This is a genomic window from Deferribacter desulfuricans SSM1, from assembly GCF_000010985.1.
In the GTDB taxonomy this organism is placed as follows: domain Bacteria; phylum Chrysiogenota; class Deferribacteres; order Deferribacterales; family Deferribacteraceae; genus Deferribacter; species Deferribacter desulfuricans.
This window is the reverse complement of sequence record NC_013939.1, coordinates 1,156,700-1,183,101: the sequence shown is the minus strand read 5'-3', so window position 1 is coordinate 1,183,101 and position 26,402 is coordinate 1,156,700. Positions and strand designations below refer to the sequence as shown.

The window sequence follows — 26,402 nt, the reverse complement described above, 5'->3', positions numbered from 1 at the left end:
AAGAGGTTATAGCTATTTTTTTTCTTCAATGAAAATCAACATTAAAAAACCTATTAGAATTAAAGCAAGTACAGAAGGAAATCTTGCATCAAAATTTGAAACATACTTATCTTTAAATCCTAATATTGCTATTAACCAATTTTGTAGAGGCGGTTTTTTTAAATAAGGTTTTGAATAGACAGTAGGGACTATATAATTTCCACTTAAAAGCATCTCTTGTGCCACAATGGCTCTTCTTGGTTCTTCATGAATTAACGGTTTTTTTTCGATATAAATCAATAAATTAAAAAGAATTACTACTAATGTTAAAATAAAAACAAAGTATTTTTTCACAAACATTCTCCTGTTAACAATTGTAATCATTATTTTAGATTATTTTTTATAATAAGCCAACTTTTTTTATAATTTTATGATTAGAAGAATAGTTGCAAAATTAACATATAGAGAAGCATTAAGTGATATCTATTGACTTTTCATATAAAATGTAAAGAATAAAAATCATGTTGCCTAAAATTATACTTGCCTTCACTCTGGTTGCAATAGGTATCGGATATTTTCCTAAATTCAGAATGAATAGAACAACAATTGCACTGGTTGGTGCTACTTTTTTAATTATAACAGGAGGAATTAGTTACAAATCAGCTCTTAAATCAATAAACTTAGATACACTTGTATTATTATTTTCTATGATGATTGTTAATGCACATTTTGTTATTTCCGGTTTTTCAGAACTTATTACACATAAGATCATAAAGTACGCTAATACCCCCAAAAAATTACTCTTTATCATAATATTTAGTTCTGGTTTACTGTCAGCAATTTTGTTAAATGATACGATTGTGATAATGTTTACACCTATAACAATTTCTATTTTAATTAGTTTAAAAAGAAATCCTATACCTTACTTACTTGGACTTGGAATGGCAGCTAACATTGGTTCAGCGATAACACCAGTAGGAAATCCTCAGAATATGCTTATAGCAAGCTATTCTGGGCTTAAGTTTTTAGATTTTGTTATTCCGCTCTTTATAGTTTCGATTATTTCGCTATTTATTCTCTATTTTACCCTGCTACTTTTTTTTAGAAAAGAATTTACAGAAAGAGAAATAATACATCAATATATTCCTAACTTTAAAATATACAAACCAGTTTTATTAAAATTTATATTGACAACAATTGTCATGTTTATTTTATTTTTATTTAGATATCCAGTGTCATATTCTGCTTTAATAGCAGCCTCAATTTTTCTATTTACAAGAAGGATAAAACCTGAAAAAATCTTTCAAAAGATTGATTGGTCATTACTTGTACTTTTTTCCTCACTATTTGTTATTACTTCTTCTGTAGAAACTACAGGTATTAGTAAAACAATTTATCTTTTATACAATAAGTACATGTTTACAAATATGTATCTCTTTTCATTTTCTATAGCTATTCTCAGCAATATTGTATCAAATGTTCCAGCAGTAATGCTTTTTGCTCCTTTTATAAAATCAATTGGAAATAGCCACGAATACTGGATAACTGCAGCAATGGCATCAACCTTTGCAGGTAATCTTACAATTTTAGGCTCAATTGCAAATATAATTGTGTTGGAAATTGCTTTAAAAAAAGGTATAAAAATTACTTTTATGCAGTTTTTTAAAATAGGTATTGTTGTTACAATAATAACACTATTAGTTGGAATTGCATGGTTAGATTTAATATTTTAAATAAAATAAAGGGGCAGAAGCCCCTTAATTTTATTTGTAAGCGTCTTTAAAAAGTTTGTACTCAATAGAGTCTACTAATGCTTGATAACTTGCATCAATAATATTGTGGGCAACACCAACTGTTCCCCAGGTATCTTTGTCATCTTTTGATTCAATTAAAACCCTTGTTAAAGCTTTTGTTCCATCTTTTCCTGTCAAGATTCTTACTTTATAGTCAACAAGTTGCATAGTTCTTAAGTTTGGATAAAACTTTTCTAATGCTTTTCTTAAAGCGTTGTCCAGAGCATTTACAGGGCCATTTCCAATTGCAGCTGTATGCTCAATTTCTCCACCTACCCTCAACATAACAGTGGCTTCTGCAAAAGGTGGCTCCAATGCACTCCTTTTTTCATCTATTACCCTAAAACTGAGAAGATCAAAGAATTTTTGAAAATTACCAATGGCTTTTCTAACTAGTAATTCGAAAGATGCTTCGGCACCTTCAAATTGAAATCCTTTATTTTCAAGCTCTTTTAATTGTTGTAACAAATCACTAAGTCTTTCATCTTTTGGATCAATATCAAGACCAAAATCTTTTGCTTTATAAATAAGGTTACTTTTACCGCTTAAGTCTGATAATAACACTCTTTGTTTGTTACCAACTAATTCTGGTTCTATATGTTCATAAGTTTTAGAGTTTTTAAGTATTGCACTAACATGAACACCACCTTTGTGAGCAAAAGCAGACCGACCAACGTAAGGTTGATGAATATTGTGTTTTAGATTACCAAGTTCATTTACAAACCTTGATACTTCTTTAAGCTTTCTTAATTGCTCAGGAGTTACACATTTATATCCGTATTTAAGCTGTAAGTTAGGTATTACAGAACAAAGATTTGCATTTCCGCATCTTTCGCCATAACCGTTAATTGTCCCCTGAACATGGACAATACCGTGTTTTACAGCTAAACAAGAATTTGCCACAGCACAATCACTATCATTGTGGCAATGAATCCCTAACGGATAATCTCCAATCTCTTTTTTAACTATCTCTATAATATCAACAAGTTCATCAGGCATTGTCCCGCCATTTGTATCACACAAAACTAAACAATCTGCACCAGCTTCTTTAGCTGCCTGCAATGTTTTTATAGCGTATTCGCTGTTGGCTTTAAAACCATCAAAGAAGTGTTCTGCATCATAAAAAACAGTATCAACTCTCTTTTTAAGATACTGTATAGAATCGTAAATAATTTCTAAATTTTGTTCTAAAGTAATTTTTAATGCTTCAGTTACATGTAAATCCCACGTTTTTCCAAAAATTGTAATATTAGGAACCCCAGCAGCTAAAAGAGCCTGAAATATTTCATCATCATCGCAACTCTTTTTAGCTCTTCTTGTGCTTCCAAAAGCAGCTATGTGGTCAATGGGTACCCTTGACTTCTTTACCGCCTGGAAAAATTCTATATCACGTGGATTTGAACCAGGCCAACCACCTTCAATATAATGTATACCAAAATCTACAAGTTTTTCAGCAATTCTAACCTTATCTGGTACAGTAAAATTTACATCTTCAGCCTGGGTACCATCTCTTAATGTTGTATCATATAATATTATTTCACGAGACATGATCCCCCTCCTCTACAAATCTTTCATGCAATACTCTAACTGCAAGCTCAGAAAACTTTTCATCGATTACGCAAGACACTTTAATTTCACTTGTGGAAATCATTTGTATATTAATATTGTTTTCAGCTAAAGTTTTAAACATAGCAGCAGCAACACCTGCATGACTCTTCATACCTACACCAACAATGGATACTTTAGCTATGTTTTCATCTGATAAAACGTTTGAAGCGCCAATATTTTTTGCTATTTCTTTGCATGCATCATAAGCTCTGAGAATATCTGTTTGAGCTACAGTAAATGATATGTCAGTTTTACCTTCAGTACTCACATTTTGAACTATCATATCAACATTTATATTTTGTTTTGCCAATTCTTCAAAGATTTCTGCAGCAATTCCTGGTCTATCTGGAACTTCAGTAATTGTAATTTTTGCCTGATTTTTGTCACTTGTTACACCTGAAACTATTACTTTTTCCATATCTTTATCCTCCTTTGTTACTAATGTACCAGGTTTTTCTTCTAAAGATGATAAAACAAGTATATCCACATTATACTTCATCCCAAACTCAACACTTCTGGATTGTAGAACTTTAGCACCTAAAGATGCTAATTCTAACATCTCTTCATATGATATTTTATCCAACTTTTTTGCCTTTTTAACAATTCTTGGATCAGCAGTATATACTCCATCTACATCTGTATATATTTCACATACATTTGCTTTCATTGCGGCAGCAATAGCTACTGCTGTGGTATCTGAGCCTCCTCTACCAAGGGTTGTTATATCTCCTGTTTTAGGATAAATACCCTGGAAGCCAGCTACCACACAAATTTTCCCCTCTTTTAATTCTTTTCTTAGTCTTTCTCCGGTAATTTCAACAATTCTAGCTTTAGAATGTGCACCGTCAGTGATCATCCCTATTTGAGGACCTGTTAAAGATACAGCATCATACCCCATAGATTTTAATGCCTGAGCAAGCAAACCTATACTAACCTGCTCACCAGTTGAGACAACCATGTCATATTCTCTTGGATCATACTTAGGGTCTATTTCTTTAATTAAGTTTATCAATCTATCCGTTTCTCCTGCCATTGCAGAAACGGTTACAATCACATCATGCCCTTCATCTTTTTTCTTAGCTACACGCTTTGCAACATTTTTAATCCTTTCGATAGTTCCTACACTGGTTCCACCAAACTTCATTACAACTAAGCTCATTTAGACCTCCTGATGAAAAAATCTCCTATTTTATAACCATCTTTAAACTCAAATGATGGCACTATAAACTCATTATACTCAATATTTTTATCCGGTTCTATATCCGAACCCCAAATTATTGCTGGAACTGGCTCAGCCACATGAGTTCTGATTTCTACTGGTGTTGGATGGTCTGGAGTAATTAATAATCTATATTCTCCAAATTTTTTTAACCCATTTATAATTATTGGAAGCATTATCTTATCTATATTTTCAACTGCTTTTAATTTTTCTTCTATACTGCCCATATGCCCTGCCTCATCTGGTGCTTCCACATGGATATATACGTAATCAACATCATCAAGAGCTTTAATAGCATACTCAGCTTTCCCTTTGAAATTTGTATCTATAAACCCTGTAGCACCTGGTACATCAATTACTGTCATTTTTGCCAAATTACCTATACCTCTAATCAGGTCTACAGCTGCAATAACAGCACCTTTTAATCCAAATTTATCTTCAAATGGTGTTAAACTTGGTTTTTTACCCTCACCCCACAACCATATAGAATTAGCTTCTTTAAATTCTCCATCAAGCAATTCCCATGATTTTTTAATAATTTTATTTAAGAAATCAGCATTCTTACCTGTAGGTAAATAACTATCTATATTTTGATTCATAATATCGTGAGGAGGTGTTGTCTTTACATCAAAATCCATATTTCTAACAACCATAATATTTCTATATCCAACACCCGGATAAAACTCTATATTTGAATCTTTGAAGTGTTCATTAAGCAAATCGATAGCTTTTTTTGCTGTTTCATTATCAATATGAAAAGCACTAAAATCTTCCATCTTTTTAAATTGGCTATCAAGAGTTACCAAATTACATCTAAAAGCAAAATCGTTTTCACCTAAATCTATACCTATGCTAGCTGCCTCAATAGGACTTCTGCCTGTATAAACATCTTTTGGGTTATACCCAAATACAGATAGATTACAAACATCGCTTCCAGGATACCACCCTTCTGGTGTTGTGTGAATTAATCCACAAATCCCCTCTTTTGCTAATTGGTTAAAATGTGGTGTGTTTGCATATTCCAAAACGGTTTTATTATCTAATTTATCAATTTTATGATCACTCATCCCATCACATAAAAGCACAATATGTTTCATTATTTCTTCCCTTCTACTCTTATTACTACAGTCTTATCTTTTACAACATCTAAACTATCTATTTCATTTACTGCATTATTTACATTTCTACCAAGAGTTTCATGAGTCATAAAAACAAGAGGAACAACATCACCTGGTGAGCTTTCTCCAGGTTGGATTGCCGAGCTGATACTGATTCCATATTTGCCAAGAATACCGGCAATTTTAGATAAAACTCCTGGTTTATCCAAAGCGTTGAACCTAAGATAAAATGATGATCTAATATCATTTATATCTTTTATTGGGTAATATTGTGTATATTTCCCAGTAAACCCTAATGTAGAAACTGTTTTTTGACATCCAGAAACGAGTTTTCTAGCTATATCTATTATATCTCCAGCAACTGCGCTACCAGTGGGTTTTGCTCCTGCACCTCTACCATAATGAATTGTTCTATCCACTTTATCAGAAATAAGGTAAATAGCATTAAAGACATCCACTACCTTGGATAAAATATATCTATTTGGTATCATTGTTGGATGTACTCTCACTTCAATATCATTTTCATGTTTTTTAGCAATTGCAAGAAGCTTTATTTTACACCCCAATTTATTTGCAAAATCTATATCTACCTGTTTTATCTTTGATATCCCTTCAACAAAAACTTTATCAAAAGGTACAATTGTGTTGAAAGCTAATGTGGAGAGAATAGTGATTTTATGAGCGGTATCAATCCCTTCTACGTCAAAAGTTGGATCAGCTTCTGCATATCCAAGCTGTTGAGCTTCTTTTAAAACTTCATCAAACTCCTTTTTATCTTGCTCCATTTTGGTTAAAATATAATTTGCAGTACCATTAATTATTCCATATATCTCTTTGATATTATTTGCAGCTAAATCTTCTTTTATAACCCTAATAATAGGGATACCTCCTCCAACACTACCCTCAAAGCCTAAATATACACCTTTTTCATCAGAAAGTTTAAAAATGTCTAATCCATCTACAGCAAGTAATGCTTTATTAGCTGTAACAACATGTTTTTGATTTTTTAATGAATCCATAATAAAGGTTTTTGCGGGCTCATATCCACCAATTAGCTCAACAACAATATCTATATTATCATCATTAATTATTTCATAAGCATCTTTTGTTTTAAAAGGGATTTGATCTAAATATTTATCTTGAATCTTATCAATTCTTAAATCAGCAATTTTTGTAATATTAATTTCAATCCCTGTTTTTTGTTTTATGGTTTCTTTGTTATCTATTAAAACTTCTACAGTTCCGCTACCAACAGTGCCATAACCGATTATCCCAACATTAACCGAATGCATTATAGCTACTACCTCCTAAAAATTTAGGGGATATTACTACCAAGACTAAACAAAGTCAAGTAGTGCTTAATCAAAATATCAAAATATAATATATAATTATATACTACAATCATAGTCTGATATTATCTTGTTTATTAAATCTTTCATATCGTAATTTTCCACATCTACCCATTCAACATTTTGCATATGTCTAAACCAAGTGAGTTGTCTTTTTGCAAAATTACGAGTTCTTTTTTTTATTTTTTGAATCGTTTCATCCAAATCCATTTTACCTTCGATATAATCATAGATTTCACAGTAGCCAATAGCTTTCATAGAAGGTAAATCTTTTGAATATCCCATATTTTTCAAATTATTTACTTCATCAACCCACCCAAACTTAATCATGGTATCAACACGTTTATTGATTCTATCATAAAGATTTTGTCGTTTCCTATAAAAAACATAAATTTTGTACTGGAATTTTGGATATTTATGATAAATACGATGCGCTTCTGTAAAAGGGATTTTTAAGATTTCATAGACTTCTAATGCTCTTATAATCCTTACAGAATCGTTCTCTGAAATTTTTAAAGCGTATTCTGGGTCAATCTTTTTAAGATGCTCATAAAGATATTGTAGCCCTTTATCTTTTATTATGTTCCTAAACTCATTTCTGATTTGCTCATTCCTAGGAGGACCTTTAAATAACCCTTTTTGTAATGTTTCAACATATAGACCCGTTCCGCCAACAATTATAGGTTTTTTATTCTTAGCTAAGATCTCTTCTATTAGTTTTTCTGCATTGTCGAAAAAATCTCCAGCAGAGTAAGTTTTATCTGGTGTTAAAATGTCTATTAAATGATGTTTTATCTGTTTTCTTTCTTCTAAAGATGGTTTTGCAGTACCTATATCCATATATTTATAAACTTGATAGGCATCTGCATTAATAATTTCTAAATCTATTTCCTTTGCAAGATTTAAAACAAAATCTGTTTTTCCTGTAGCAGTAGGTCCTGTTATAACTGGAATCATTGACGATTAAACTTTTTAAATATTTCTTCTTTTTTTATTTTATAAACTATTGGTCTGCCATGTGGGCAGGTAAAAGGATTTTCACATTTTAAAAGATTTGAAACGATATCATTCATTTCTTCTTCTAATAGTTTGTCTCCTGCTTTTATGGCTAACTTACATGACATATTTAAATATATGGGTTCATTCAAATCATTATCTAAGATACTTTCCATTGAGTTTTTAATAAATTCTTTAATCTCTTTTTCTATATCTTTATTTAAAAATTGAGATGGTACAGAATTTATCTTGATAACATTTTTGCCAAATTGCTCAAGGTCAATGCCACATTTTGCAAGTTTTGCTTGATTTTTTATACAAAATTCTACAAGTTCTTCATCAATGGAAATTAGTAGCGGTTCTGTAAGGTATACCGAAGAAACGAAATCGGCATTGTTCATAAATTTCTCATATAAAACTCTTTCATGTGCTATATGCTGATCTATCAGCCATAACTCATTATTATACTCAACTAATATAACTGTATCAAAAAGTTGCCCAATTATTTTAAACTCTTTATTTAGAGTTTGCCTATAACTCAAATTGAGATCATTGTTTTTAGTATTTTTTTCTTTATTTATTTCAACAACATCTACAATATTTGATAAATCAACTGTATATTTGATTTCATCCTCTTTAACACCACCGAAATTCAACTCATCCAAAGGTATATCAGAAGTTCCTTTCGAGTTATTCTTTAAATCATAATTTTTTAGACAACTTTCAACTGCTTTATAAACATCTTTAAACAATAAGTTACTATTGTAAAACCTTATAAAAAGCTTAGCAGGATGAACATTAACATCGATTTGATCTGGTGAGATTTCTATGTTTAAAACAGCGATTGGGTATCTATTTTCTGGCAATTTTCTATGATATGCCTGTAAAATTGCTTGTTGTATTAGATTATCTTTAATAGCTCTATTATTTACTCCAATCAAGATACTATCTTTCCTAAATTTTTGAACATCTGGCGTAGTAACTACACCACTAATTTTAACCTTATTTTCAAAATTAAGCTCAATAAACGAATAATCTTCACCAATAATCTTTTTTACTCTATCTAACAGGTTGTTATCGTTTATTAAGTTTAATGCCACTTTTCCATTGTTTATCACTTTAAATGATACGTTATAGTTTAATAAGGCTATATGTTTAATATATTTTAAAATTTCTTTATATTCCGATGTGGGAGATTTTAAAAATTTGTGCCTAGCTGGTACTTTTTCAAAAAGATTTTTTACTGTTACAATAGTACCATTTGTATATGCTGCTGGAGATATACTTATTATATTTCCGAAACTTACTCTTAACTCATTCCCTTTACTTTTTATACTGAAATCACTTACTGAACTTATTGCTGAAAGTGCCTCTCCACGAAATCCAAAACTGTTTATAGAGAAAATATCTTCATATTTTGTAATTTTGCTTGTAGCAAACCTTTGAACTGTTAGAGGTAAATCTTCTTCATCTATCCCTAATCCATTATCTACAACCTTAATTAGAGATAACCCACCATCAATCAACTCTATTTCAATTTTAGTGGCGCCAGCATCTAAAGAATTTTCTACTAGCTCTTTTACAACATTGAAAGGTCTTTCTACTACCTCTCCAGCTGCAATTTTATTTGCAACATCATCAGGTAAAACATTTATTTTCCTCATTTAGCTTCAGCAAAAACCCCAATATTTCTATATTTCATATAACGATCTTCAAACAGTTTATCAGATGACATAGCCATCAACTCGTTTAGATGCTTTCTGATAGCATATTTTACATTTTTAGCAGTTTCTAAATGATCTCTATGTGCGCCGCCCACTGGTTCTTTTATTATTTCATCGATTACTTTTAATTTCAATAAATCTTGAGCAGTTAACTTTAATGCTTCTGCAGCTTTATCAGAGTAGGAAGCATCTTTCCATAGTATTGAAGCACACCCCTCTGGACTGATAACCGCATAAATAGAGTGCTCTAACATTAAAACTCTATTGCCCATTGCAATTGCTAAAGCTCCACCACTACCACCTTCACCAGTTATTATAGTAATCATTGGAACAGTTAAACCTGCCATTTCTCTTAAATTTCTTGCTATAGCTTCAGCCTGCCCTCTTTCCTCTGCTTCTATCCCTGGAAAAGCCCCTGGTGTATCTACAAATGTAATTATCGGTCTTCTAAATTTCTCAGCTAATTGAAATACTCTTAAAGCTTTCCTATACCCTTCAGGATGTGCCATCCCAAAATTTCTATATATATTTTCTTTTGTATTTTTACCTTTTTGATGACCAACTATTGTAACAGGTTCACCATCAAATTTTGCAATTCCGCAAACAATAGCTGGATCGTCTCTAAAAAGACGATCACCATGTAGCTCAACAAAGTCTTCAAAAATATATTTGACAAAATCTAATGTGTAAGGACGGTTTGGGTGTCTAGCAACCATAACTTTCTGCTGAGGAGTGAGAGACTTATATATATTTGCTTTAACCTGCTCCAATTTTTTTTCTAAACTTTCTATTTCTTTACTTAAAGATTGATCTGAAAGCTCAGAAACTTTCTTTAACTCTTCAATCTTTTTTTCAAGCTCAAAAATCTGTGTTTCAAATGGTAAAGGTTGAATCGCCATAACTCACCTCAAATTTACTTTTAAAACTATTGCTAACATACCTTTACTTTATAATCAAAAGAATTGTATGAATTCTCAATCAATTCATAGCAACTCATCTGGGTCAACAAAATCTAAATCATGAGCTTCAGCTACTGGTTTACATGTTATTACTCCATTTACAACATTAAGCCCTTTCTTTAATGATTCATTTTCTTTGCAAGCAGTCTTCCACCCTTTGTTAGCTAATTCAAGGGCAAAAGGTAGTGTTGCATTAGTTAGTGCAAATGTAGATGTCCTTGCGTATGCTCCTGGCATATTTGCAACACAGTAATGTAAAACTCCATCAACCTCATAAACTGGTTTTTGATGAGTTGTAGGCCTTGATGTTTCGACACAACCACCTTGATCAATACTCACATCTACTATTACTGAACCTTTTTTCATAAGCTTTAGCATATCTTTTGTAATCAATTTAGGAGCTCTTGCGCCTGGTATAAGAACAGTGCCTATAACACAATCAGCATCTTGAATCTCTTTTAAAATATTTAATTTGTTAGACATAATTACTTCACAATTTTTTGGTAAAATATCTTCAAGATATCTCATTCTTTCTAAATTTATATCCATAACAACTACTCTTGCCCCAAGTCCAGCAGCAATTTTTGCAGCGTTTAAACCAGCTGTCCCACCACCTAAAATTACAAATTTAGCACTATGAACACCAGCAACACCTCCAGCTAAAACACCAGCTCCACCATAAGGTTTTGCTAGATAGTATGCACCCATAATTGATGACATTTTGCCAGCAATTTCGCTCATTGGTTCAAGTAGAGGCAACTTACCGTTTACTTCTATTGTTTCATAAGCTATTGCAACCACTTTCTTTTTCATTAACCCCAAAGTTTGTTCTTTGTCTGGTGCTAAATGAAGGTAAGTAAAAATAATTTGCCCTTCTTTCATTTTTTCTATTTCAACCTGTTGTGGTTCCTTAACTTTGATTATCATATCAGCTTTATTAAAAACTTCATCTGCAGTTTCAACTATTTCAGCACCCTCTTTGATATACTCATCATCTGTAATACCGCTACCTAAACCAGCATTTTTCTCAATTATAACTTTGTGCCCATTTTTTATAAACTCAGCTACACCAGAAGGTGTAACACTAACTCGGTTTTCATTAGTTTTAATCTCTTTTGGTATTCCTATTATCATTTTTCACCTCATAAATTTTTTCTTTGATTTAAATAATATAATTATTTCAAAATATCAAACATTTTTGAATAATATTATTTTTAATTTTTCTAACTTAAAAATCATCCTTTAAAAATTTAATTTAAATGATATAATTAAAATATATAAATTTTTATTTGGAGGTGTATTATGGATTACCCCCTTTGGTTGGCTAATAGTGACATTCCAGGAGCCCTGGTAATTGCTATTGTAGCAGTGTTTCATGTCTTTATTTCTCATTTTGCTGTTGGTATGGGATTGTTTTTAGTTTTAGCAGAGCTTAAAGCAATAAAACTTGGCAATGATGACCTTAAACAGTTTGTTAAGAAAACTAGTGGCCTTGTTTTACTTGTTTCTGCTGTTGTTGGTGCTCTTACAGGAGTTGGTATATGGTTTACTATTGCGCTTATTTCACCTGCAGGGACATCAGCATTAATTCACAACTTTGTATGGGGATGGGCCACTGAATGGATATTCTTTGTATTAGAGATTGTAACCATACTCATATATTATTATACATGGGACAAAGTCTCAGATAAATACCATGTTTTACTTGGTTGGTTATATTTTGTTGGTGCATTTATGAGTTTGGTTATTATTGTAGGTATTATAACATTTCAATTAACACCAGGTAAGTGGGTAGAAACAAGATCATTCTTTGATGCGTTTTTCAATCCAACCTATATTCCATCAGTTATTGGTAGAACCGGTATTGCATTTTTATTAGCTGGTCTATATGCAATGGTTACAATATCTTTTATTAAAAATCAAAATATAAAAAAGGATGCTTCCCATTTTGCAGGCTATTTTGTGTTAGCTGGTTCAATTTTAGCTTTTTTGGGTATGACATGGTGGGTATATGCTATACCTGTAGATGTTAGAGAACAGATGCTGGGTGGTAATGAAATATTGACTAACTTCTTATACTATTCTGGATGGATTACCGCTATTATCACAATACTATCGCTTTTATTTATGTTTGTAGTGCCAAGATACATAAATATTGCAATTGCATTAATTGTATTGATTTTAGCTCAAATCAGTTTTGGATATTATGAGTTTGCAAGAGAAAGGGTTAGAAAACCATTTATTATAAGAGACTATATGTATTCTAACGGAATTCTTGTTTCTGAGGTTGAAAAGCTAAATGAAAATGGTGTTTTATCTAAAGCAAAATGGGCAAACATAGCTGGTTACAAGGATAAACTTAAAGTGGGAAGAGCTGTATTTGTAGCTGAATGTAAAATTTGCCACTCCCTAAATGGGTTTAATGCCTTAAGACCTAAAATTGAAGGGTTAGAAGCTGAAGATCTTGATGGTATTTTAATGGATTTAGATTCAAACCCATTAATGCCACCTTTTATTGGTACTGAGAAAGAAAGAGAAGCTTTAGCTGCTTATTTAGCAGAAATAGCGAAGTAGGAGGCTAATATGAATGAAATTTTGAATTATATACCATCACCAGATTTAATACCTATTCCAAGTCATCAATATATATTTCTATTTTTTCTTGTTGTTACATTATTTATACATTTTATCTTTATGAATCTAACATTGGGAGGTACGATTCTGATATTGGTATCTAAGTATATTTCTAAAAATAAAGGTGATAGTACCTATGATAAAATTGCTGAAGAGCTTGGTTGGTTAAATACTTTTAATATATCACTTACGGTTACAACTGGGGTTGCTCCTTTACTTTTCTTGCAGGTATTGTATGGTCAGTTTTTTTATAGTTCTTCTGTTTTACTATCATGGAAATGGTTATTTGTGTTATTAGCAATTATTTTAGCTTATTATTTTTATTATCTATTTAAATTTAAGCCTTTTAGGTTGAAGTATACTGGAGGGCGAGGATTTATTTTCATAGTATTTGCAGCTATACTATTTTTATATGTTGCTTTGATGCTTGTGACCTATACTCTTTTATCTATGCAACCAGAACTATGGAAAGATATATATTTAGGAAAATTATCTGTTTTTTCTGCAAAAACTCTTACTTTGAGATTTTTCCATTTTATTTTTGCTGCCATTGCCTTTAGTGGCGCTTTTTTGATGATATATTCAAGAATGAGAAAAAAATACAGTAATGAATTGTCAGATAAGATGTATTCTCTTGGTAAATATTCATTCTTGATCCCTACTTTAGTGCAGTTAATTGTAGGAACATGGTTTCTATTTTCTCACCCTGCAAATTTTTATTCAAATCCAACTTTAATACTGTTTTTAGTTATTGGAATTGCTTTGGCACTTTATCCTGCATTTTTAATACTTGTGAAAAAAGAGAATGAAAAAATTGTTTTTGGAGCTGCTACATTGTCGGTGTTCAGTATGGTAATTGTTAGAAGAATTATAGAAAGCACATATTTTTCAAAATACTTTGACTATATGAGTTTAAGTGTTAAACCTCAATGGGGGATATTTATTATTTTTATAATATTATTTGTAGCCTTGTTAGCTACTCTTTATTATTTAATTATTAAATTGAAGTATGAACTTGCTAATAAATAAGTTTTATTTGTAGCAGGAGATTTCTCTCCTGCTTTTTTGTTACAAACTAAAAATTTTAAATATCACTTGAGAAATAAGTAAACTTAATGTATGATTATTGGATATAATTATTAAATATTATCAATATTTTATAGAACTGGAGGGATTTTTGATGTATTCTGAAAAGATTTACGAACTTTTAGACGAAGAGCCAAAATTATCTGCAAATGCATTAACTGTATTGAGAAAAAGATATCTTAAAAAAGATGAAAAAGGGAATATAGTAGAAACTCCAAAAGGGATGTTTCAAAGAGTAGCAATGAATATTGCTTTGGCAGATCTTAATTATGATAAAAATGCTGATATTGAAAAAACTGCTAAAGAGTTTTTCGACATTATGGTTTCTCTTAAATTTTTACCCAACTCCCCTACCCTTATGAATGCTGGCAAAGAATTGCAACAGTTATCTGCTTGTTTTGTGCTACCGGTTGAAGATTCTTTGGATAAAATTTTTGAAGCTGTAAAATATACAGCGTTAATTCATAAATCTGGTGGTGGGACCGGTTTTTCTTTTTCAAGATTGAGGCCTAAAGATGATGTTGTTAAAACAACAAAAGGGGTTTCAAGTGGCCCTGTTTCTTTTATGACTGTTTTTGATTCTGCTACAGAAACAATAAAGCAAGGTGGCACAAGGCGTGGTGCAAATATGGGGATTTTAAGGGTTGATCACCCTGATATAATGGAATTTATTTACGCCAAAAAAGATAAAACAAAATTAACAAACTTTAATTTATCTGTTGCTGTAACAGAAAAATTCATGGAGGCGGTAATAAAAGGTGAAGATTACCCATTGATTAACCCTAAAGATGGCAAAGTAGTAAAAAAATTAAATGCTAAAGAAGTTTTTGACCAAATGGTAAAACTTGCTTGGGAAGGTGGAGATCCTGGTATTGTATTTATAGATAGAATTAATAAAGACAACCCTACACCTAAAGAAGGTGAAATAGAATCTACTAATCCATGCGGTGAGCAGCCATTGTTACCTTATGAGTCTTGTAATTTAGGTTCAATAAATCTTGGCAAGTTTGTAAAAAATAAGAAAATATTATGGGATGAGCTGAAAAAAGTAATACATACTGCGGTTCATTTTTTAGATAACGTAATTGATATGAACAATTATCCTATACCTCAAATTGAAGAAATGACTAAGAAAAACAGAAAAATTGGTTTAGGTGTAATGGGTTGGGCTGATATGATGGCTTTACTTGAAATCCCATACAATAGTGAAGATGCATTAAAATTGGCAGAAAAAGTTATGTCTTTTATTCAAGAAGAAGGAAGAAATGCTTCTGTAAAACTTGCAGAAAAAAGAGGAAGCTTCCCTAATTTTAAGGATAGCATATATCCTGAAAAAGGTTTTAAAATGCTGAGAAACGCTACAGTAACAACTATAGCTCCAACAGGGACTATTTCAATTATTGCTGGAGCTTCATCAGGTATAGAACCTTATTTCGCAATAGCTTTTTATAGGAATGTATTAGATAATGATAAACTTGTTGAAGTAAATCCAATTTTTAAAGAGATTGCTAAAAGAGAAGGGTTTTATAGTGATGAGCTGATGGAAAAAATTGCTGAAAGCGGACATTTAGAAGATATAGATGAAGTTCCTGAAAAATGGAAAAGGGTTTTTGTTACAGCGCATGAAATATCTCCGATATGGCATGTTAAAATGCAGGCAGCATTTCAGAGATATACTGATAATGCAGTTAGCAAAACTGTAAATTTCCCTAATGAGGCTACTGTAGAAGATGTTAGAGAAGTATATTTATTAGCTTATAAAGAGGGTTGTAAAGGTATAACAATTTATAGAGATGGTAGTCGAGAAGGACAAGTTATAAATGTAGGAACGAAAGATAAAAAAGAGGAAACTCAAACGGTTGAAATTAGGGGTCAATTTAGGCCAAGACCAAGGCCAAAAGTACTTGTGGGTAAAACTATAGAGATGATGACTGGTTGCGGAAAATTGTATGTTACTATAAATCAAGATGAAAATGGAGAACCTTTTGAAGTTTTTACGAGTATGGGGAAAGCTGGCGGATGTGCTCAAAGTCAATGCGAGGCTATAGGAAGATTGATTTCTTTGGTTCTCCGTAGTGGTGGTGAACCTGAAACAATAATTAAACAATTAAAAGGTATTTCTTGTCATATGAGATACGGTTTTGGGCCAAATCAAGTGTTAAGTTGTGCTGATGCTGTTGGAAAGGCTATTGAGCAAGCGTTGAATATGCCAACTGAAATAAAGGTAATAAAGCAGGAAGAAATAACTGTAGATAAGCTTTTAAAAGAAGTAGAAAAAGATGAAAAGGATATAAAAAATGCAACACCAAGAAATGGTGCATGTCCTGAATGTGGCGGTATTCTAAATTACGTAGAAGGGTGTGATGTTTGCTATTCCTGCGGATATTCACACTGTAGTTAAAATAAAAAAAAAGCTCCCAAACGGGAGCTTTTTTAAAACGCCAACCTGGCGTATTATAAACTAAGCTCAGCTGAAACCTGAAGGTCCACCGCTGCAAGAAGAACCACTTCCACCAGATATGCTGGAAATGGTAGAAATCATTTTTTCTACATTCTTACTTTTACAGGATGGACACTCAACCTCTTCATCTAATTTAAATACAAGTTTTGTAAACTGCTTACCACAATCCTTGCATTTGTATTCATATATTGGCATCTTTAAGACACCTCTATAAATATTTATTTAACGCATCAACATATACACCTTTTGGTTGAACACCTATAAATTGTTCTACCACTTTACCATCTTTGAAAATCATAACAGTTGGAATACTCATTATACCATATCTTGCAGCTAAACTCTGATTTTCATCTACATTTACTTTTCCTACTTTAACTTTCCCTTCAAGTTCATTAGCCAACTGATCAATAGTTGGGGCAAGCATTTTACATGGTCCACACCATACTGCCCAGAAATCCACTAATACTGGGATATCACTTTCCAATACTTCCTTTTGGAAATTCTCTTCTGTAAAAGTTAATGCCATATTTCGTACCTCCTTTTGTTATTCACCCGCTAATATATATCTTATCACCCAATTGTCAATTAAAAACGCACACTTTAAACCATCGACAATTTTTACAACTTTCATCTTTTAAAAACTTACAACCTTCTATCATCCCTAACCTTGTTAGCGCAAAATCATACTTTACTGGATCTATCTCATTTATTTTCAAAAAATAATCAGTAACCTTTAATGTATTTTTATAAGAGTTAGATTTATTTCTTATAATATTTCTATTATATGCATATGTCAATATATGAATATCTAAAGGGAATTTCAAGCTCTTTTTATCATATTTAACCCATACACCAAAATCTATATTATCTTTTCTTACCATCCATCTAAAAAACATTCTTACCCTTTTTGCAGATGATTTTGTAATATCTGGTAGCAAGAATCTAAGACCTTGAGTTAATTTATTCCCAAAATATTCTAAATAATATTCATGAAAACCTTTATAAGCTGCATCTAAATCGTTTGGATTTATTTTTAGCAAAAAATCATATAACGAGCCATAACTTTGAAAAATATTTTTTAAGAAATTTAAAAAATTATAAATATCATCACTTGATTGAAATCGATAATATATATTTTTTTTCGTTTTTACTCTATTAGGGTAAAAACCATACAAATCAAAGAAAAGTTTTAAAAATTTGTTTATAGACGCGACTCTTCCATAAGCAAAGATTGATGATATAAACGCAATAAACTCAATATCACCTTTGATAGTATGAGGATAAATAATAGGATCTGTTGAGATAAATTCTTTTCGATTATAATAATGATAAATTTTTTCTAAAAATGATAACATTTAAATAAATAGAGCGAGGTAACAATTCCTCGCTCAAAATTATTCTTTTTTTTCGAAAGTTCCTTGAGAACCACATTCAGGACATTTTCTTGGTTTACACCTACCCTCTTTTTCATAACCGCATTTGGTACATTTAAATACAGCCATAAATTTACCTCCTACTGCTTTTTACAATTTTTACAAACACCTTTTATATGTAAATCAATATGTTCAACTTCGGCAATTATATCGTTGTCAAAGTTTACCTCTATATTTTCAAGATCATAAACTTTTTTGCAAACGCTACAAACAAAATGTCCATGATCAGAAGTATCTGGATCAAACCTACTGCAAGAAGGATCAACTGTAATCTGTTTAATAGCACCAGATTTTACGAGTGTGTCTAATGTATTATAGATTGTAGCAAATGAGAATTGTTTATTTTCTCTCCTTAAATCATCATAGATCTCAACTGCAGATGGGTGATTTTTATTGCCATCAAGATACTCAACAATCCACATCCTTGGTTTTGTAAGTTTGTAGCCAGCTCTTTTCATTGCTTCGATTGCTTTTTCTTTAAACATATTCGGCTCCTTTGACTTATTTTATTGGGTATATATTTATTCTCAATAATTCTAATTTAGAAATATTATAATCCCAAAATCTAAAAAAATCAAGAAAATTAAAGCTCCCTGTCGGAGAAATCTTTACTGAAATAAAATTGTTATCCATTTTTACTAAAAAATCTTTTAAATTGACAATTTTTTCTTTCCCCTTTTTAGTGACTTTTTTATAATACAACTTATCAATATCCCATAAATTTTTTATAAAGGCAAATGAATCGTTATCAAAAATAAATTCCTGAACACATATATCAAAAATTTTATTTTCTAACATTTCAATATTTTTAATTTTAAATCCAATTTCATCCATATAACCTTTTAAATCTAATACAGTACTGTCCGATTCTATAATCATAAGCTCATTTAATCCTTTAATACCTAAAGGTAAAGGGTAAATGTAATTTATTTTAGGCTGTGGATTAAATCCCTGAGTAAATTTTAGATTAACACCATTTTTTAAAAATATATGTTGAAAATATCGTGAAGTATCAAGAGCAGAAAAAAATATTGAATCATTTACTTTTTCGAAAGTTATCAAATATTTATTAAATTTATTATTATCAATCTTAATATCTTTAGATTTTTGCTCATAATCTTTAGCAAATATATTTTTTATATTTTTAAAATCACATACCCCACAGTTATAGCATTTATCAGTTTTACAATCATTAACAACTAACCCATTAGATGATTTACGATATTCTTTGATTAAAAAATCTTTAGAAATACCAGTATCAATATGATCCCATGGTAAATTATCTTCTAAATCAAATAGTTGTGATGCATATTCATAGATGTTTAAGCCATTTTTGTTAAAAATCTGTTCCCACTTTTTAAAATTAAAAAACTCACTCCATCCATCGAAAATTATATTTTCACTCAAGGCATCATATAAAATTTTATTAAGTTCATCTCCACCTCTAGAAAAACAAGCTTCAAGAATACTTTGACCAATGTCATGTAATTTTAGTTTTATCCTTCGTTTTCTAAACTCTTCTTTTAACAAGTTTTGTTTATACTCTAAATTTTTATAGTTATCTTGGCCACACCATTGAAAAGGTGTATGAGGTTTTGGAACAAAATTTGATACAGAAACTGAAATATCAAATCGTTTTCCAACTATTTTTTTTATCTTATATGCTAAATCTGCTATAGCGATAACATCAGAGATTTCTTCAAAAGGGAGTCCAATCATAAAATATAGCTTAGCATGATTAAAGCCGCCCTCTTTTGCTAATTTCACTGCTTCAATTATTTCTTCTTCCGTTAAGTTTTTATTAATAATATTTCTTAACCTTTGTGAGCCAGCCTCAGGTGCAATAGTAAAGCCTGATTTTCTAACTTTCGATAACTCCCTAAAGATAAAGCTTTTAATCTGATCTGCTCTCACTGATGGTAGGCTAACGGAAACGTTTTTATCATATACAATACTATTTAGTTTATCTAAAAGTTCTTCTAATTTAGTATAGTCGGCTGCAGAAAGAGATAAAAAAGAAATTTCAAAATAACCACTATTTTCAAGTTGAACTAACGCATTATTAATTAACGACTTTACATCCCTTTCTCTTGATGGTCTGTAAATAAAACCAGCCTGACAAAACCTACACCCTCTTGTACAACCTCTGCTAATTTCAAGACTTATTCTGTCATGTACAACTGAAAAATTAGGCACTAACGGAGCCTTAATAAATCCCTCTTCGGAAAACTTGTTATATATAAATCTTTTTATTTTTTTGTCAGGATTTAATGATGGTACATATGTAAACTCAAAAGAATCAAAAAATTTTAGTTTTTCTAATCTATTTTTAAAACTCTTATTTTTATAAGAATTTAAAATCTCACTTAATTTTTCATCCATTTCACCTATAAAAAATACATCTATATAGTCCTTTACAGGAGCAGGATTTACAGTGCAGGGCCCTCCAGCAATTATTAATGGGTGTTGATCTGTTCTTTCTGCAGATTTTATAGGGATTTCTGATTTATTTAAAATAAATAACATGTTTGTATATGAAAGTTCATACTGTAAAGAAAACCCTAATATATCAAAATTAGACAATGGAGTTTTTGACTCTAATGATATAAAAATATCTTTATTAAAAGTTGATATTGCATCAATCCAGGGCATAAAAAAACGTTCGCAAAATATATCCTTTTGTGAGTTTAGATTTTCATAAAGTAATTTTAGACCATAATGGGACATACCCACTTCATAAACATCAGGGAACACTAAACAGAAATGGACTTTGTAATCTGTTTTATTAAAGGAATTTATTTCTTTACCCAAATATCTGGACGGCTTTGAAACTAATAATAACTCATTTTTATGAAACAATGTCATATCTCCTTAATGCTATAGAATTTACAATACCGCATAAACTACATAGTGTAATCAACGATGATCCACCATAACTTACAAACGGCATTGGAATACCAACAACAGGCATTATTCCCATTGTCATCGCAGCATTTACATATGTTTGAAAAAAGATAAGAGCTGCTGTTAATAAAGCGATCAGTTTACCAGAAGGCTCTTTAGTTAATATCGCAATATATATTATTCTCATTAGTAACAAAAGGAATAGTGAAAGAAGAGTTGCCCCACCTATAAATCCAAACTCTTCGCAAATTAAAGAAAAAATAAAATCGGTGTGTCTTTCAGGTAAAAATTTTAAATGTGATTGAGTACCTTTCAAAAAACCTTTCCCTTTAAGGCCACCTGACCCAATAGCAATTTTTGACTGAATAACATGATATCCAGCTCCAAAGGGGTCTTTTTCTGGATTTAAAAAGGTTATAACTCTCTTTTTTTGGTAATCTTTTAAGTGATTCCAACCAACTGGTAAGGCAATAATAATTATTATCAATGTTATGAATACAGTGTACCTTTTAACTCCCAAATATAATACCCCTATCCCCCATAAATAAACATAAACAAGAGCGGTGCCTAAATCAGGCTCTAAAAAAATCAAAAGAAATATTGGAATTAAATAAATCAACTTTTTAAAAATATCTAAAAATGTTGCATATTCAATTTTGTTTGTAGCAAATTGTTTTGCAAGAAAAAGTATCCATACCACTTTTATAAATTCGGAAGGCTGTAATCTAAATCCAGCTATATTAATCCACCTCTGAGCTCCCATACCAATATGACCTTTTATCAATACAAGGAGTAAAATTGCAAGACTCAGTAAATATAAAAGAAATGAATGTTTTACTAAAAATCTGTAATTTATAATTGTAAATAATAGATAGGTTAATATTCCAGCAAATAACCAAATCATCTGTTTTAAATAAAAACTACTAAACTTACCAGAATTTAAATCAAATGAAGCAGAATAAATAGCAAAAATACCTATTGTGGCAATTGTTAAAACAATTAGCGTCAAAATATAATCAAAATATTTAAAATGTTTTCTATTTAGTTGAAACATAACCTAAATCCACCAATTTATTAATTACAGCTCCCACAACAGGTGCGGCACCCTTACTACCAGAACCACCGTGTTCCACAAAGGCAACAACAACATATTCTGGATTACTAACTGGAACAACTCCTGCAAACCATGAGTGATCCCTAAATCTCCAAGGGATTTCATTCTCATCTTTATCTTTAAACTTCTTTAGTGAAACAACTTGTGCAGTACCTGTTTTCCCACCAATTTTAACTTTGCTTACTCTTGCTCTATATCCAGTCGCATGTTTAGAGTAAACAGTATCATACAAAGCATTTAAAATAAACTTTACATACTGATTATTTATATTTAATTTTCTTACAATTTCTGTTTTATTCTCTATAAACTCTTCCCCATTCTTTTCTATACCTAAAACAACCGTTGGTTTGAAAACATTTCCACCATTGAACAATGAGGAAAGCATCACGGCAATTTGAATAGGGGTTGTGGAAATATACCCCTGACCAATTGATGCTATAATTGTTTCTCCTGGGTACCAAGGGGCATGAAACCTTTTCTGCTTCCACTCTCTTGATGGGAATAATCCATCTTTTTCGTTGGTCAGATCGATACCTGTTTTTTTACCAAGGCCGAAATTAAAAGCGTATTCTGAAATTTTGTCTATACCTAACAACAAACCAACATTATAAAAATAAACATCACAAGATTGAACGATAGCATCATGTAAAGTCAGATTTCCGTGACCACCTTTTTTCCAGCATCCATATTTATAACCATGAAAGTCAAGAGATCCGCTACAGAAAAACTTCGTATTATAGTTAATTACATTTTCGTTTAAACCTATATAGGACATCAAAATTTTAAAAACAGAACCAGGAGGATAAGCATCTTCAATTACTCTATTCGTAAGAGGTTTTAATTTATTATGAATTATTGAGTCCCAGTCTTTTTTTGTAATAAATGGGACAAACTTATTTAAATCAAAAGTTGGAGCTGAGTAAAGAGCTAATATTTTACCGGTTCTTATATTTAAAACAACAACTCCACCAACCTTATCTTTGAAAATAGAATTTATAGCTTTTTGTAAATCATAATCTATACTTAAAACAACATTGCTACCTTTTACAGGTTTTTTAACCGACATCTCTTTAATGACAAAACCTAAGCTATCAACCTCTACCTGTTTTGCACCATCGATTCCTCTTAAAAAATCTTCATAAACTTTTTCAATACCGGATTTACCTATTAAGTCTCCCGTTTGATACCCTTTGTTTTTCTTTAAATCATCTTCTGTTACTTCTCCCATATAACCAATTACATGACTCAACACTTTGCTATCGGAGTATTCTCTCACAGAATCAACATCAATTTTGATACCAGGGAATTGTTCATGATGTTCTAACAAATAGTTTATTTGGTTTTCATTTAAACCTCTATATATTAGAAAATCACCATAATAATATGTTTGTTTATATCTTTTTTTTACAGTTTTATTATCAACATCTATTAGTTGAGACAGCTTCTGAATAATTATATCAAGATTCTTAATGTCCGATTTTGTGCCAAGCAAATTAAATGATGGGCGGTTTACCACTAAAAACTTCCCATATCTATCCTTTATAAAACCTCTATCAGCTTTAATTCTCATAATTCTAATTCGGTTGTTTTCTGAAAGTAATTTGTATTTTTCATAATTGACAATTTGAAGATAAAACAACCTCAAAAACAAAACTGCAAAAAATAGTAAAAATACTATAAAAAAATAGATTAATCTCTTATTGTAAACGTTGTTAACTAAATCACTTAAAGCTTTGAACAAGATTGCCTCTACCTATGAATTTAAAAATTGTAATGACTGTAATGTTTACGATTAAGTAAAACATTACAAGTTCAACATTATTGTTTTTATATATTATATTTAAAAATACAAAATATATTAAAACAAAAAGGTATTGCTTTAGCAACATAAAAACTGGTCTTTCAGAAATTGATTTACTTATAATTGTGTATAATATTTTAATAAAAATAAAAATTAATAAGCTCGTACCAAAGTATAAATTATTTTCAAAATCCAAAAAAATCGATAAGATAACATCTATATAGTTAATGTCGTTCTCTTTATATCTTTCAAATACAATAAATAAAACCAACGGAACTTGAATCATATTAAGCCAGCCATCATAATAGTTTATTATACTGTATGATATAATTAGTATTATTAGCAAGATAATAGCTTTATTTAATCTATTCATTTCGTTAATATCACTAATACATTTTCTAACTTATTAAAATCAACTAATGGTTTTAAGTAAACCTTTTTGAATAGTCCATAATCGGGGATTTTAATCTTAACAACTAACCCAACAGGAATCCCCTTAGGATAAAGCATCCCTAAACCAGAAGTTATAAACAAATCACCAATATTTACTTGACCCAGGTTAGAGTAAAAATCAACAACGATCAAACCATTATCTGAACCACTTGCGACCCCTGTTTCTCTACTATTAAAATTTATTACAGATACTTTTAATGTTTTATCTAAAATAACCTTTACTTTCGAACTACTCCTATAAACATCAACGACTTTACCTACTAAACCCTTTGAACTTATAACAGGCAAATCAACCTTAATTCCATCTTTACTACCCATATCTATGATTAGATATTTTATGAAACCTAAATTATTTCTACCTATGACATTAGCTGCTACAGTATCAAACTTGTAAGCTTCTTTAAAATTTAACAGTTTTTTTAGTCTTTCCAACTCTTTTACTTTTTCTTTAAGTATAGAATTTTCCAACTCTAACTGTTGAATTTTATTCTCCAGTTGAATATTATTTTGTTTTACATTGATTACAAAAATGTAATTATCTAAAGTCTTGTTTACAAAATCAGCTGTGTTATCGACTAAATATAAAAATGGGTTTAATATATTTCCCAACAACCCTTTTATTGGCCTATAAGTTGAAGGAATTTTATACTGAACTAAAATTAATAAGAAAATCAATATTATAATTATTACATATTTTTTTTTTATATTAAACATCAGTCAATTGATACTTTTCTTAATAGATCTAACTCCTCCAATACCTTACCAGAACCTATTGCTACAGCTGTTAAAGGGTCATCTGATACAATTATGGGTAAACCTGTTTCATGTGATAATCTTTTATCAAGCCCCTTTAATAGTGCCCCACCACCTGTTAAAACAATACCTTTATCGACAATATCTGCTGCAAGTTCAGGTGGAGTTTTTTCCAGTGCTATTTTTACAGCATCCACTATTTTTACAACAGAATCATTTAACGCTTCACGAACTTCTTCATCTGTAATTTCGATAGTTTTAGGAATCCCTGTAACTAAATCTCTACCTTTTATTTCAACACTCATTTCCTCATCTGTTTTAAAGGCTGATCCTATTTTTATTTTAATTTGTTCTGCTGCATTTAATCCAATAAGTAAATTATACTTTCTTTTTATATAATTTACTATTGCTTCATCCATTTCATCCCCACCAACTCTTACAGAGTTGGCATAAACAATGCCTGATAGTGATATTACTGCCACCTCAGTGGTTCCACCACCTATATCTACTACCATATTACCAGTTGGCTCTTGAATTGGGAGTCCTGCGCCAATAGCTGCAGCCATTGGTTCTTCAATTAAATAAACCTCTCTTGCTCCAGCCTGAATAGCAGAATCTTTGACAGCTCTCTTTTCAACCTGTGTTCCCCCCGATGGGATACAAACAACTATTCGTGGTCTTACCAGAGATTTCCTGTGGTGTACTTTTTGTATGAAATATCGCAGCATTTTTTCAGTTACTTCAAAGTTTGCAATGACACCGTCCTTCATAGGTCTAATAGCCACAATATTTGCAGGTGTCCTACCGAGCATGCTTTTAGCTTCATTCCCTACTGCAAGTATTTCATTTGTATTTTTATTTATAGCTACAACAGAGGGCTCATTACAAACTATCCCCTTACCTCTTACATATATCAGAGTATTCGCGGTACCTAAATCTATTGCAAGATCATTTGAAAATAGATCAAAAATTTTATTAAAAATCATTCAACACCTCCAAATATTAACATTAGCAAATT

At 30.8% G+C, this 26,402-nt stretch carries 24 protein-coding genes; 4 read left to right on the top strand and 20 right to left on the bottom strand.

What is annotated here, in order from left to right:
* Positions 1-12: 12 nt before the first annotated feature.
* A complete protein-coding gene (locus tag DEFDS_RS05935; protein ID WP_013007897.1) occupies positions 13-333 on the bottom strand; it encodes an ArnT family glycosyltransferase in 321 nt (106 codons plus the stop codon).
* 167 nt (positions 334-500) lie between these two features.
* On the opposite strand from DEFDS_RS05935, the gene DEFDS_RS05930 reads away from it, so the two are divergent.
* Positions 501-1,712: an SLC13 family permease gene (locus DEFDS_RS05930; protein ID WP_013007896.1), complete on the top strand. Its 1,212-nt coding sequence runs from the start codon at positions 501-503 to the stop codon at positions 1,710-1,712.
* A gap of 30 nt (positions 1,713-1,742) precedes the next feature.
* On the opposite strand, the gene cimA is transcribed toward DEFDS_RS05930, so the two are convergent.
* The 8 genes from cimA to ald form a co-directional block, all read right to left on the bottom strand.
* Entirely contained in the window at positions 1,743-3,320 is a 1,578-nt protein-coding gene (gene cimA, locus DEFDS_RS05925; protein WP_013007895.1) for a citramalate synthase, read from the bottom strand.
* Complete coding sequence (locus DEFDS_RS05920) at positions 3,310-4,539, bottom strand: aspartate kinase (protein WP_013007894.1); 1,230 nt, start codon at positions 4,537-4,539, stop codon at positions 3,310-3,312. Before DEFDS_RS05920 ends, cimA begins: the two co-directional genes overlap by 11 nt.
* The gene (locus DEFDS_RS05915; RefSeq protein ID WP_013007893.1) at positions 4,536-5,696 is read right to left on the bottom strand and encodes a cofactor-independent phosphoglycerate mutase; all 1,161 of its coding nucleotides are present in this window, start codon (positions 5,694-5,696) and stop codon (positions 4,536-4,538) included. The genes DEFDS_RS05920 and DEFDS_RS05915 overlap by 4 nt, the downstream gene beginning before the upstream one ends.
* Entirely contained in the window at positions 5,696-7,009 is a 1,314-nt protein-coding gene (locus DEFDS_RS05910) for a homoserine dehydrogenase (RefSeq protein ID WP_013007892.1), read from the bottom strand. Before DEFDS_RS05910 ends, DEFDS_RS05915 begins: the two co-directional genes overlap by 1 nt.
* A 96-nt stretch (positions 7,010-7,105) precedes the next feature.
* Positions 7,106-8,023 (bottom strand): tRNA (adenosine(37)-N6)-dimethylallyltransferase MiaA, encoded by a 918-nt coding sequence (gene miaA, locus DEFDS_RS05905; RefSeq protein WP_013007891.1) that lies wholly within the window; start codon positions 8,021-8,023, stop codon positions 7,106-7,108.
* Positions 8,020-9,726: a DNA mismatch repair endonuclease MutL gene (mutL, locus tag DEFDS_RS05900; protein WP_013007890.1), complete on the bottom strand. Its 1,707-nt coding sequence runs from the start codon at positions 9,724-9,726 to the stop codon at positions 8,020-8,022. Before mutL ends, miaA begins: the two co-directional genes overlap by 4 nt.
* Positions 9,723-10,685, bottom strand: a complete 963-nt coding sequence (locus DEFDS_RS05895) for an acetyl-CoA carboxylase carboxyltransferase subunit alpha (protein ID WP_013007889.1) — start codon at positions 10,683-10,685, stop codon at positions 9,723-9,725. Before DEFDS_RS05895 ends, mutL begins: the two co-directional genes overlap by 4 nt.
* Positions 10,686-10,769: 84 nt before the next feature.
* Entirely contained in the window at positions 10,770-11,879 is a 1,110-nt protein-coding gene (gene ald, locus DEFDS_RS05890; protein ID WP_013007888.1) for an alanine dehydrogenase, read from the bottom strand.
* Positions 11,880-12,047: 168 nt separating this feature from the next.
* Between ald and DEFDS_RS05885 the strand changes: the two genes are divergently transcribed.
* From DEFDS_RS05885 to DEFDS_RS05875, 3 genes are all read left to right on the top strand, one after another.
* Positions 12,048-13,319, top strand: coding sequence for a cytochrome ubiquinol oxidase subunit I (locus DEFDS_RS05885; RefSeq protein ID WP_013007887.1), 1,272 nt, complete (start codon positions 12,048-12,050; stop codon positions 13,317-13,319).
* Positions 13,320-13,328: 9 nt separating this feature from the next.
* On the top strand, positions 13,329-14,408 hold the full coding sequence (locus tag DEFDS_RS05880; protein WP_013007886.1) for a hypothetical protein: 1,080 nt from the start codon (positions 13,329-13,331) through the stop codon (positions 14,406-14,408).
* A gap of 151 nt (positions 14,409-14,559) precedes the next feature.
* On the top strand, positions 14,560-16,866 hold the full coding sequence (locus DEFDS_RS05875) for a vitamin B12-dependent ribonucleotide reductase (RefSeq protein WP_013007885.1): 2,307 nt from the start codon (positions 14,560-14,562) through the stop codon (positions 16,864-16,866).
* A 66-nt stretch (positions 16,867-16,932) separates the two neighbouring features.
* Here DEFDS_RS05875 and DEFDS_RS05870 read toward each other — a convergent pair whose 3' ends face one another.
* Genes DEFDS_RS05870 through DEFDS_RS05820 form a run of 11 tightly spaced genes read right to left on the bottom strand, consistent with a single transcriptional unit; the run spans position 16,933 to position 26,370 of the window.
* Entirely contained in the window at positions 16,933-17,121 is a 189-nt protein-coding gene (locus tag DEFDS_RS05870) for an FmdB family zinc ribbon protein (RefSeq protein WP_013007884.1), read from the bottom strand.
* A gap of 13 nt (positions 17,122-17,134) precedes the next feature.
* On the bottom strand, positions 17,135-17,452 hold the full coding sequence (gene trxA, locus DEFDS_RS05865; RefSeq protein ID WP_013007883.1) for a thioredoxin: 318 nt from the start codon (positions 17,450-17,452) through the stop codon (positions 17,135-17,137).
* 55 nt (positions 17,453-17,507) lie between these two features.
* Positions 17,508-18,281, bottom strand: a complete 774-nt coding sequence (locus DEFDS_RS05860; protein WP_013007882.1) for a TIGR02757 family protein — start codon at positions 18,279-18,281, stop codon at positions 17,508-17,510.
* A 39-nt stretch (positions 18,282-18,320) separates the two neighbouring features.
* Entirely contained in the window at positions 18,321-18,428 is a 108-nt protein-coding gene (locus DEFDS_RS05855) for an RCKP-type rubredoxin-like domain-containing protein (protein WP_013007881.1), read from the bottom strand.
* Between the two features lie 11 nt (positions 18,429-18,439).
* A complete protein-coding gene (locus DEFDS_RS05850) occupies positions 18,440-18,844 on the bottom strand; it encodes a Fur family transcriptional regulator (RefSeq protein WP_013007880.1) in 405 nt (134 codons plus the stop codon).
* Between the two features lie 16 nt (positions 18,845-18,860).
* Entirely contained in the window at positions 18,861-21,224 is a 2,364-nt protein-coding gene (locus tag DEFDS_RS05845) for a TIGR03960 family B12-binding radical SAM protein (protein ID WP_013007879.1), read from the bottom strand.
* Entirely contained in the window at positions 21,208-22,317 is a 1,110-nt protein-coding gene (gene rodA / locus DEFDS_RS05840; protein WP_013007878.1) for a rod shape-determining protein RodA, read from the bottom strand. Before rodA ends, DEFDS_RS05845 begins: the two co-directional genes overlap by 17 nt.
* On the bottom strand, positions 22,301-24,118 hold the full coding sequence (mrdA, locus tag DEFDS_RS05835) for a penicillin-binding protein 2 (RefSeq protein ID WP_013007877.1): 1,818 nt from the start codon (positions 24,116-24,118) through the stop codon (positions 22,301-22,303). The genes rodA and mrdA overlap by 17 nt, the downstream gene beginning before the upstream one ends.
* Positions 24,099-24,551, bottom strand: a complete 453-nt coding sequence (locus DEFDS_RS05830) for a hypothetical protein (RefSeq protein ID WP_013007876.1) — start codon at positions 24,549-24,551, stop codon at positions 24,099-24,101. Before DEFDS_RS05830 ends, mrdA begins: the two co-directional genes overlap by 20 nt.
* Positions 24,548-25,345 (bottom strand): rod shape-determining protein MreC, encoded by a 798-nt coding sequence (mreC, locus tag DEFDS_RS05825; protein ID WP_013007875.1) that lies wholly within the window; start codon positions 25,343-25,345, stop codon positions 24,548-24,550. Before mreC ends, DEFDS_RS05830 begins: the two co-directional genes overlap by 4 nt.
* Positions 25,345-26,370, bottom strand: a complete 1,026-nt coding sequence (locus DEFDS_RS05820; protein ID WP_013007874.1) for a rod shape-determining protein — start codon at positions 26,368-26,370, stop codon at positions 25,345-25,347. Before DEFDS_RS05820 ends, mreC begins: the two co-directional genes overlap by 1 nt.
* Between the last annotated feature and the right edge of the window lie 32 nt (positions 26,371-26,402).

Excerpts from the sequence above, each read along its gene's own strand:
- DEFDS_RS05830 (WP_013007876.1), bottom strand. The coding sequence starts at position 24,551 with ATGAATAGATTAAATAAAGCTATTATCTTGCTAATAATACTAATTATA.
- DEFDS_RS05920 (WP_013007894.1), bottom strand. The coding sequence starts at position 4,539 with ATGAGCTTAGTTGTAATGAAGTTTGGTGGAACCAGTGTAGGAACTATC.
- DEFDS_RS05860 (WP_013007882.1), bottom strand. The coding sequence starts at position 18,281 with ATGTTATCATTTTTAGAAAAAATTTATCATTATTATAATCGAAAAGAA.
- mutL (WP_013007890.1), bottom strand. The coding sequence starts at position 9,726 with ATGAGGAAAATAAATGTTTTACCTGATGATGTTGCAAATAAAATTGCA.
- ald (WP_013007888.1), bottom strand. The coding sequence starts at position 11,879 with ATGATAATAGGAATACCAAAAGAGATTAAAACTAATGAAAACCGAGTT.
- DEFDS_RS05845 (WP_013007879.1), bottom strand. The coding sequence starts at position 21,224 with ATGACATTGTTTCATAAAAATGAGTTATTATTAGTTTCAAAGCCGTCC.
- DEFDS_RS05915 (WP_013007893.1), bottom strand. The coding sequence starts at position 5,696 with ATGAAACATATTGTGCTTTTATGTGATGGGATGAGTGATCATAAAATT.
- cimA (WP_013007895.1), bottom strand. The coding sequence starts at position 3,320 with ATGTCTCGTGAAATAATATTATATGATACAACATTAAGAGATGGTACC.
- trxA (WP_013007883.1), bottom strand. The coding sequence starts at position 17,452 with ATGGCATTAACTTTTACAGAAGAGAATTTCCAAAAGGAAGTATTGGAA.
- DEFDS_RS05875 (WP_013007885.1), top strand. The coding sequence starts at position 14,560 with ATGTATTCTGAAAAGATTTACGAACTTTTAGACGAAGAGCCAAAATTA.
- DEFDS_RS05885 (WP_013007887.1), top strand. The coding sequence starts at position 12,048 with ATGGATTACCCCCTTTGGTTGGCTAATAGTGACATTCCAGGAGCCCTG.
- DEFDS_RS05870 (WP_013007884.1), bottom strand. The coding sequence starts at position 17,121 with ATGCCAATATATGAATACAAATGCAAGGATTGTGGTAAGCAGTTTACA.
- DEFDS_RS05930 (WP_013007896.1), top strand. The coding sequence starts at position 501 with ATGTTGCCTAAAATTATACTTGCCTTCACTCTGGTTGCAATAGGTATC.
- DEFDS_RS05910 (WP_013007892.1), bottom strand. The coding sequence starts at position 7,009 with ATGCATTCGGTTAATGTTGGGATAATCGGTTATGGCACTGTTGGTAGC.
- DEFDS_RS05880 (WP_013007886.1), top strand. The coding sequence starts at position 13,329 with ATGAATGAAATTTTGAATTATATACCATCACCAGATTTAATACCTATT.
- miaA (WP_013007891.1), bottom strand. The coding sequence starts at position 8,023 with ATGATTCCAGTTATAACAGGACCTACTGCTACAGGAAAAACAGATTTT.
- DEFDS_RS05820 (WP_013007874.1), bottom strand. The coding sequence starts at position 26,370 with ATGATTTTTAATAAAATTTTTGATCTATTTTCAAATGATCTTGCAATA.
- DEFDS_RS05850 (WP_013007880.1), bottom strand. The coding sequence starts at position 18,844 with ATGTTTAAAGAAAAAGCAATCGAAGCAATGAAAAGAGCTGGCTACAAA.
- rodA (WP_013007878.1), bottom strand. The coding sequence starts at position 22,317 with ATGTTTCAACTAAATAGAAAACATTTTAAATATTTTGATTATATTTTG.
- mreC (WP_013007875.1), bottom strand. The coding sequence starts at position 25,345 with ATGTTTAATATAAAAAAAAAATATGTAATAATTATAATATTGATTTTC.
- DEFDS_RS05895 (WP_013007889.1), bottom strand. The coding sequence starts at position 10,685 with ATGGCGATTCAACCTTTACCATTTGAAACACAGATTTTTGAGCTTGAA.
- DEFDS_RS05855 (WP_013007881.1), bottom strand. The coding sequence starts at position 18,428 with ATGGCTGTATTTAAATGTACCAAATGCGGTTATGAAAAAGAGGGTAGG.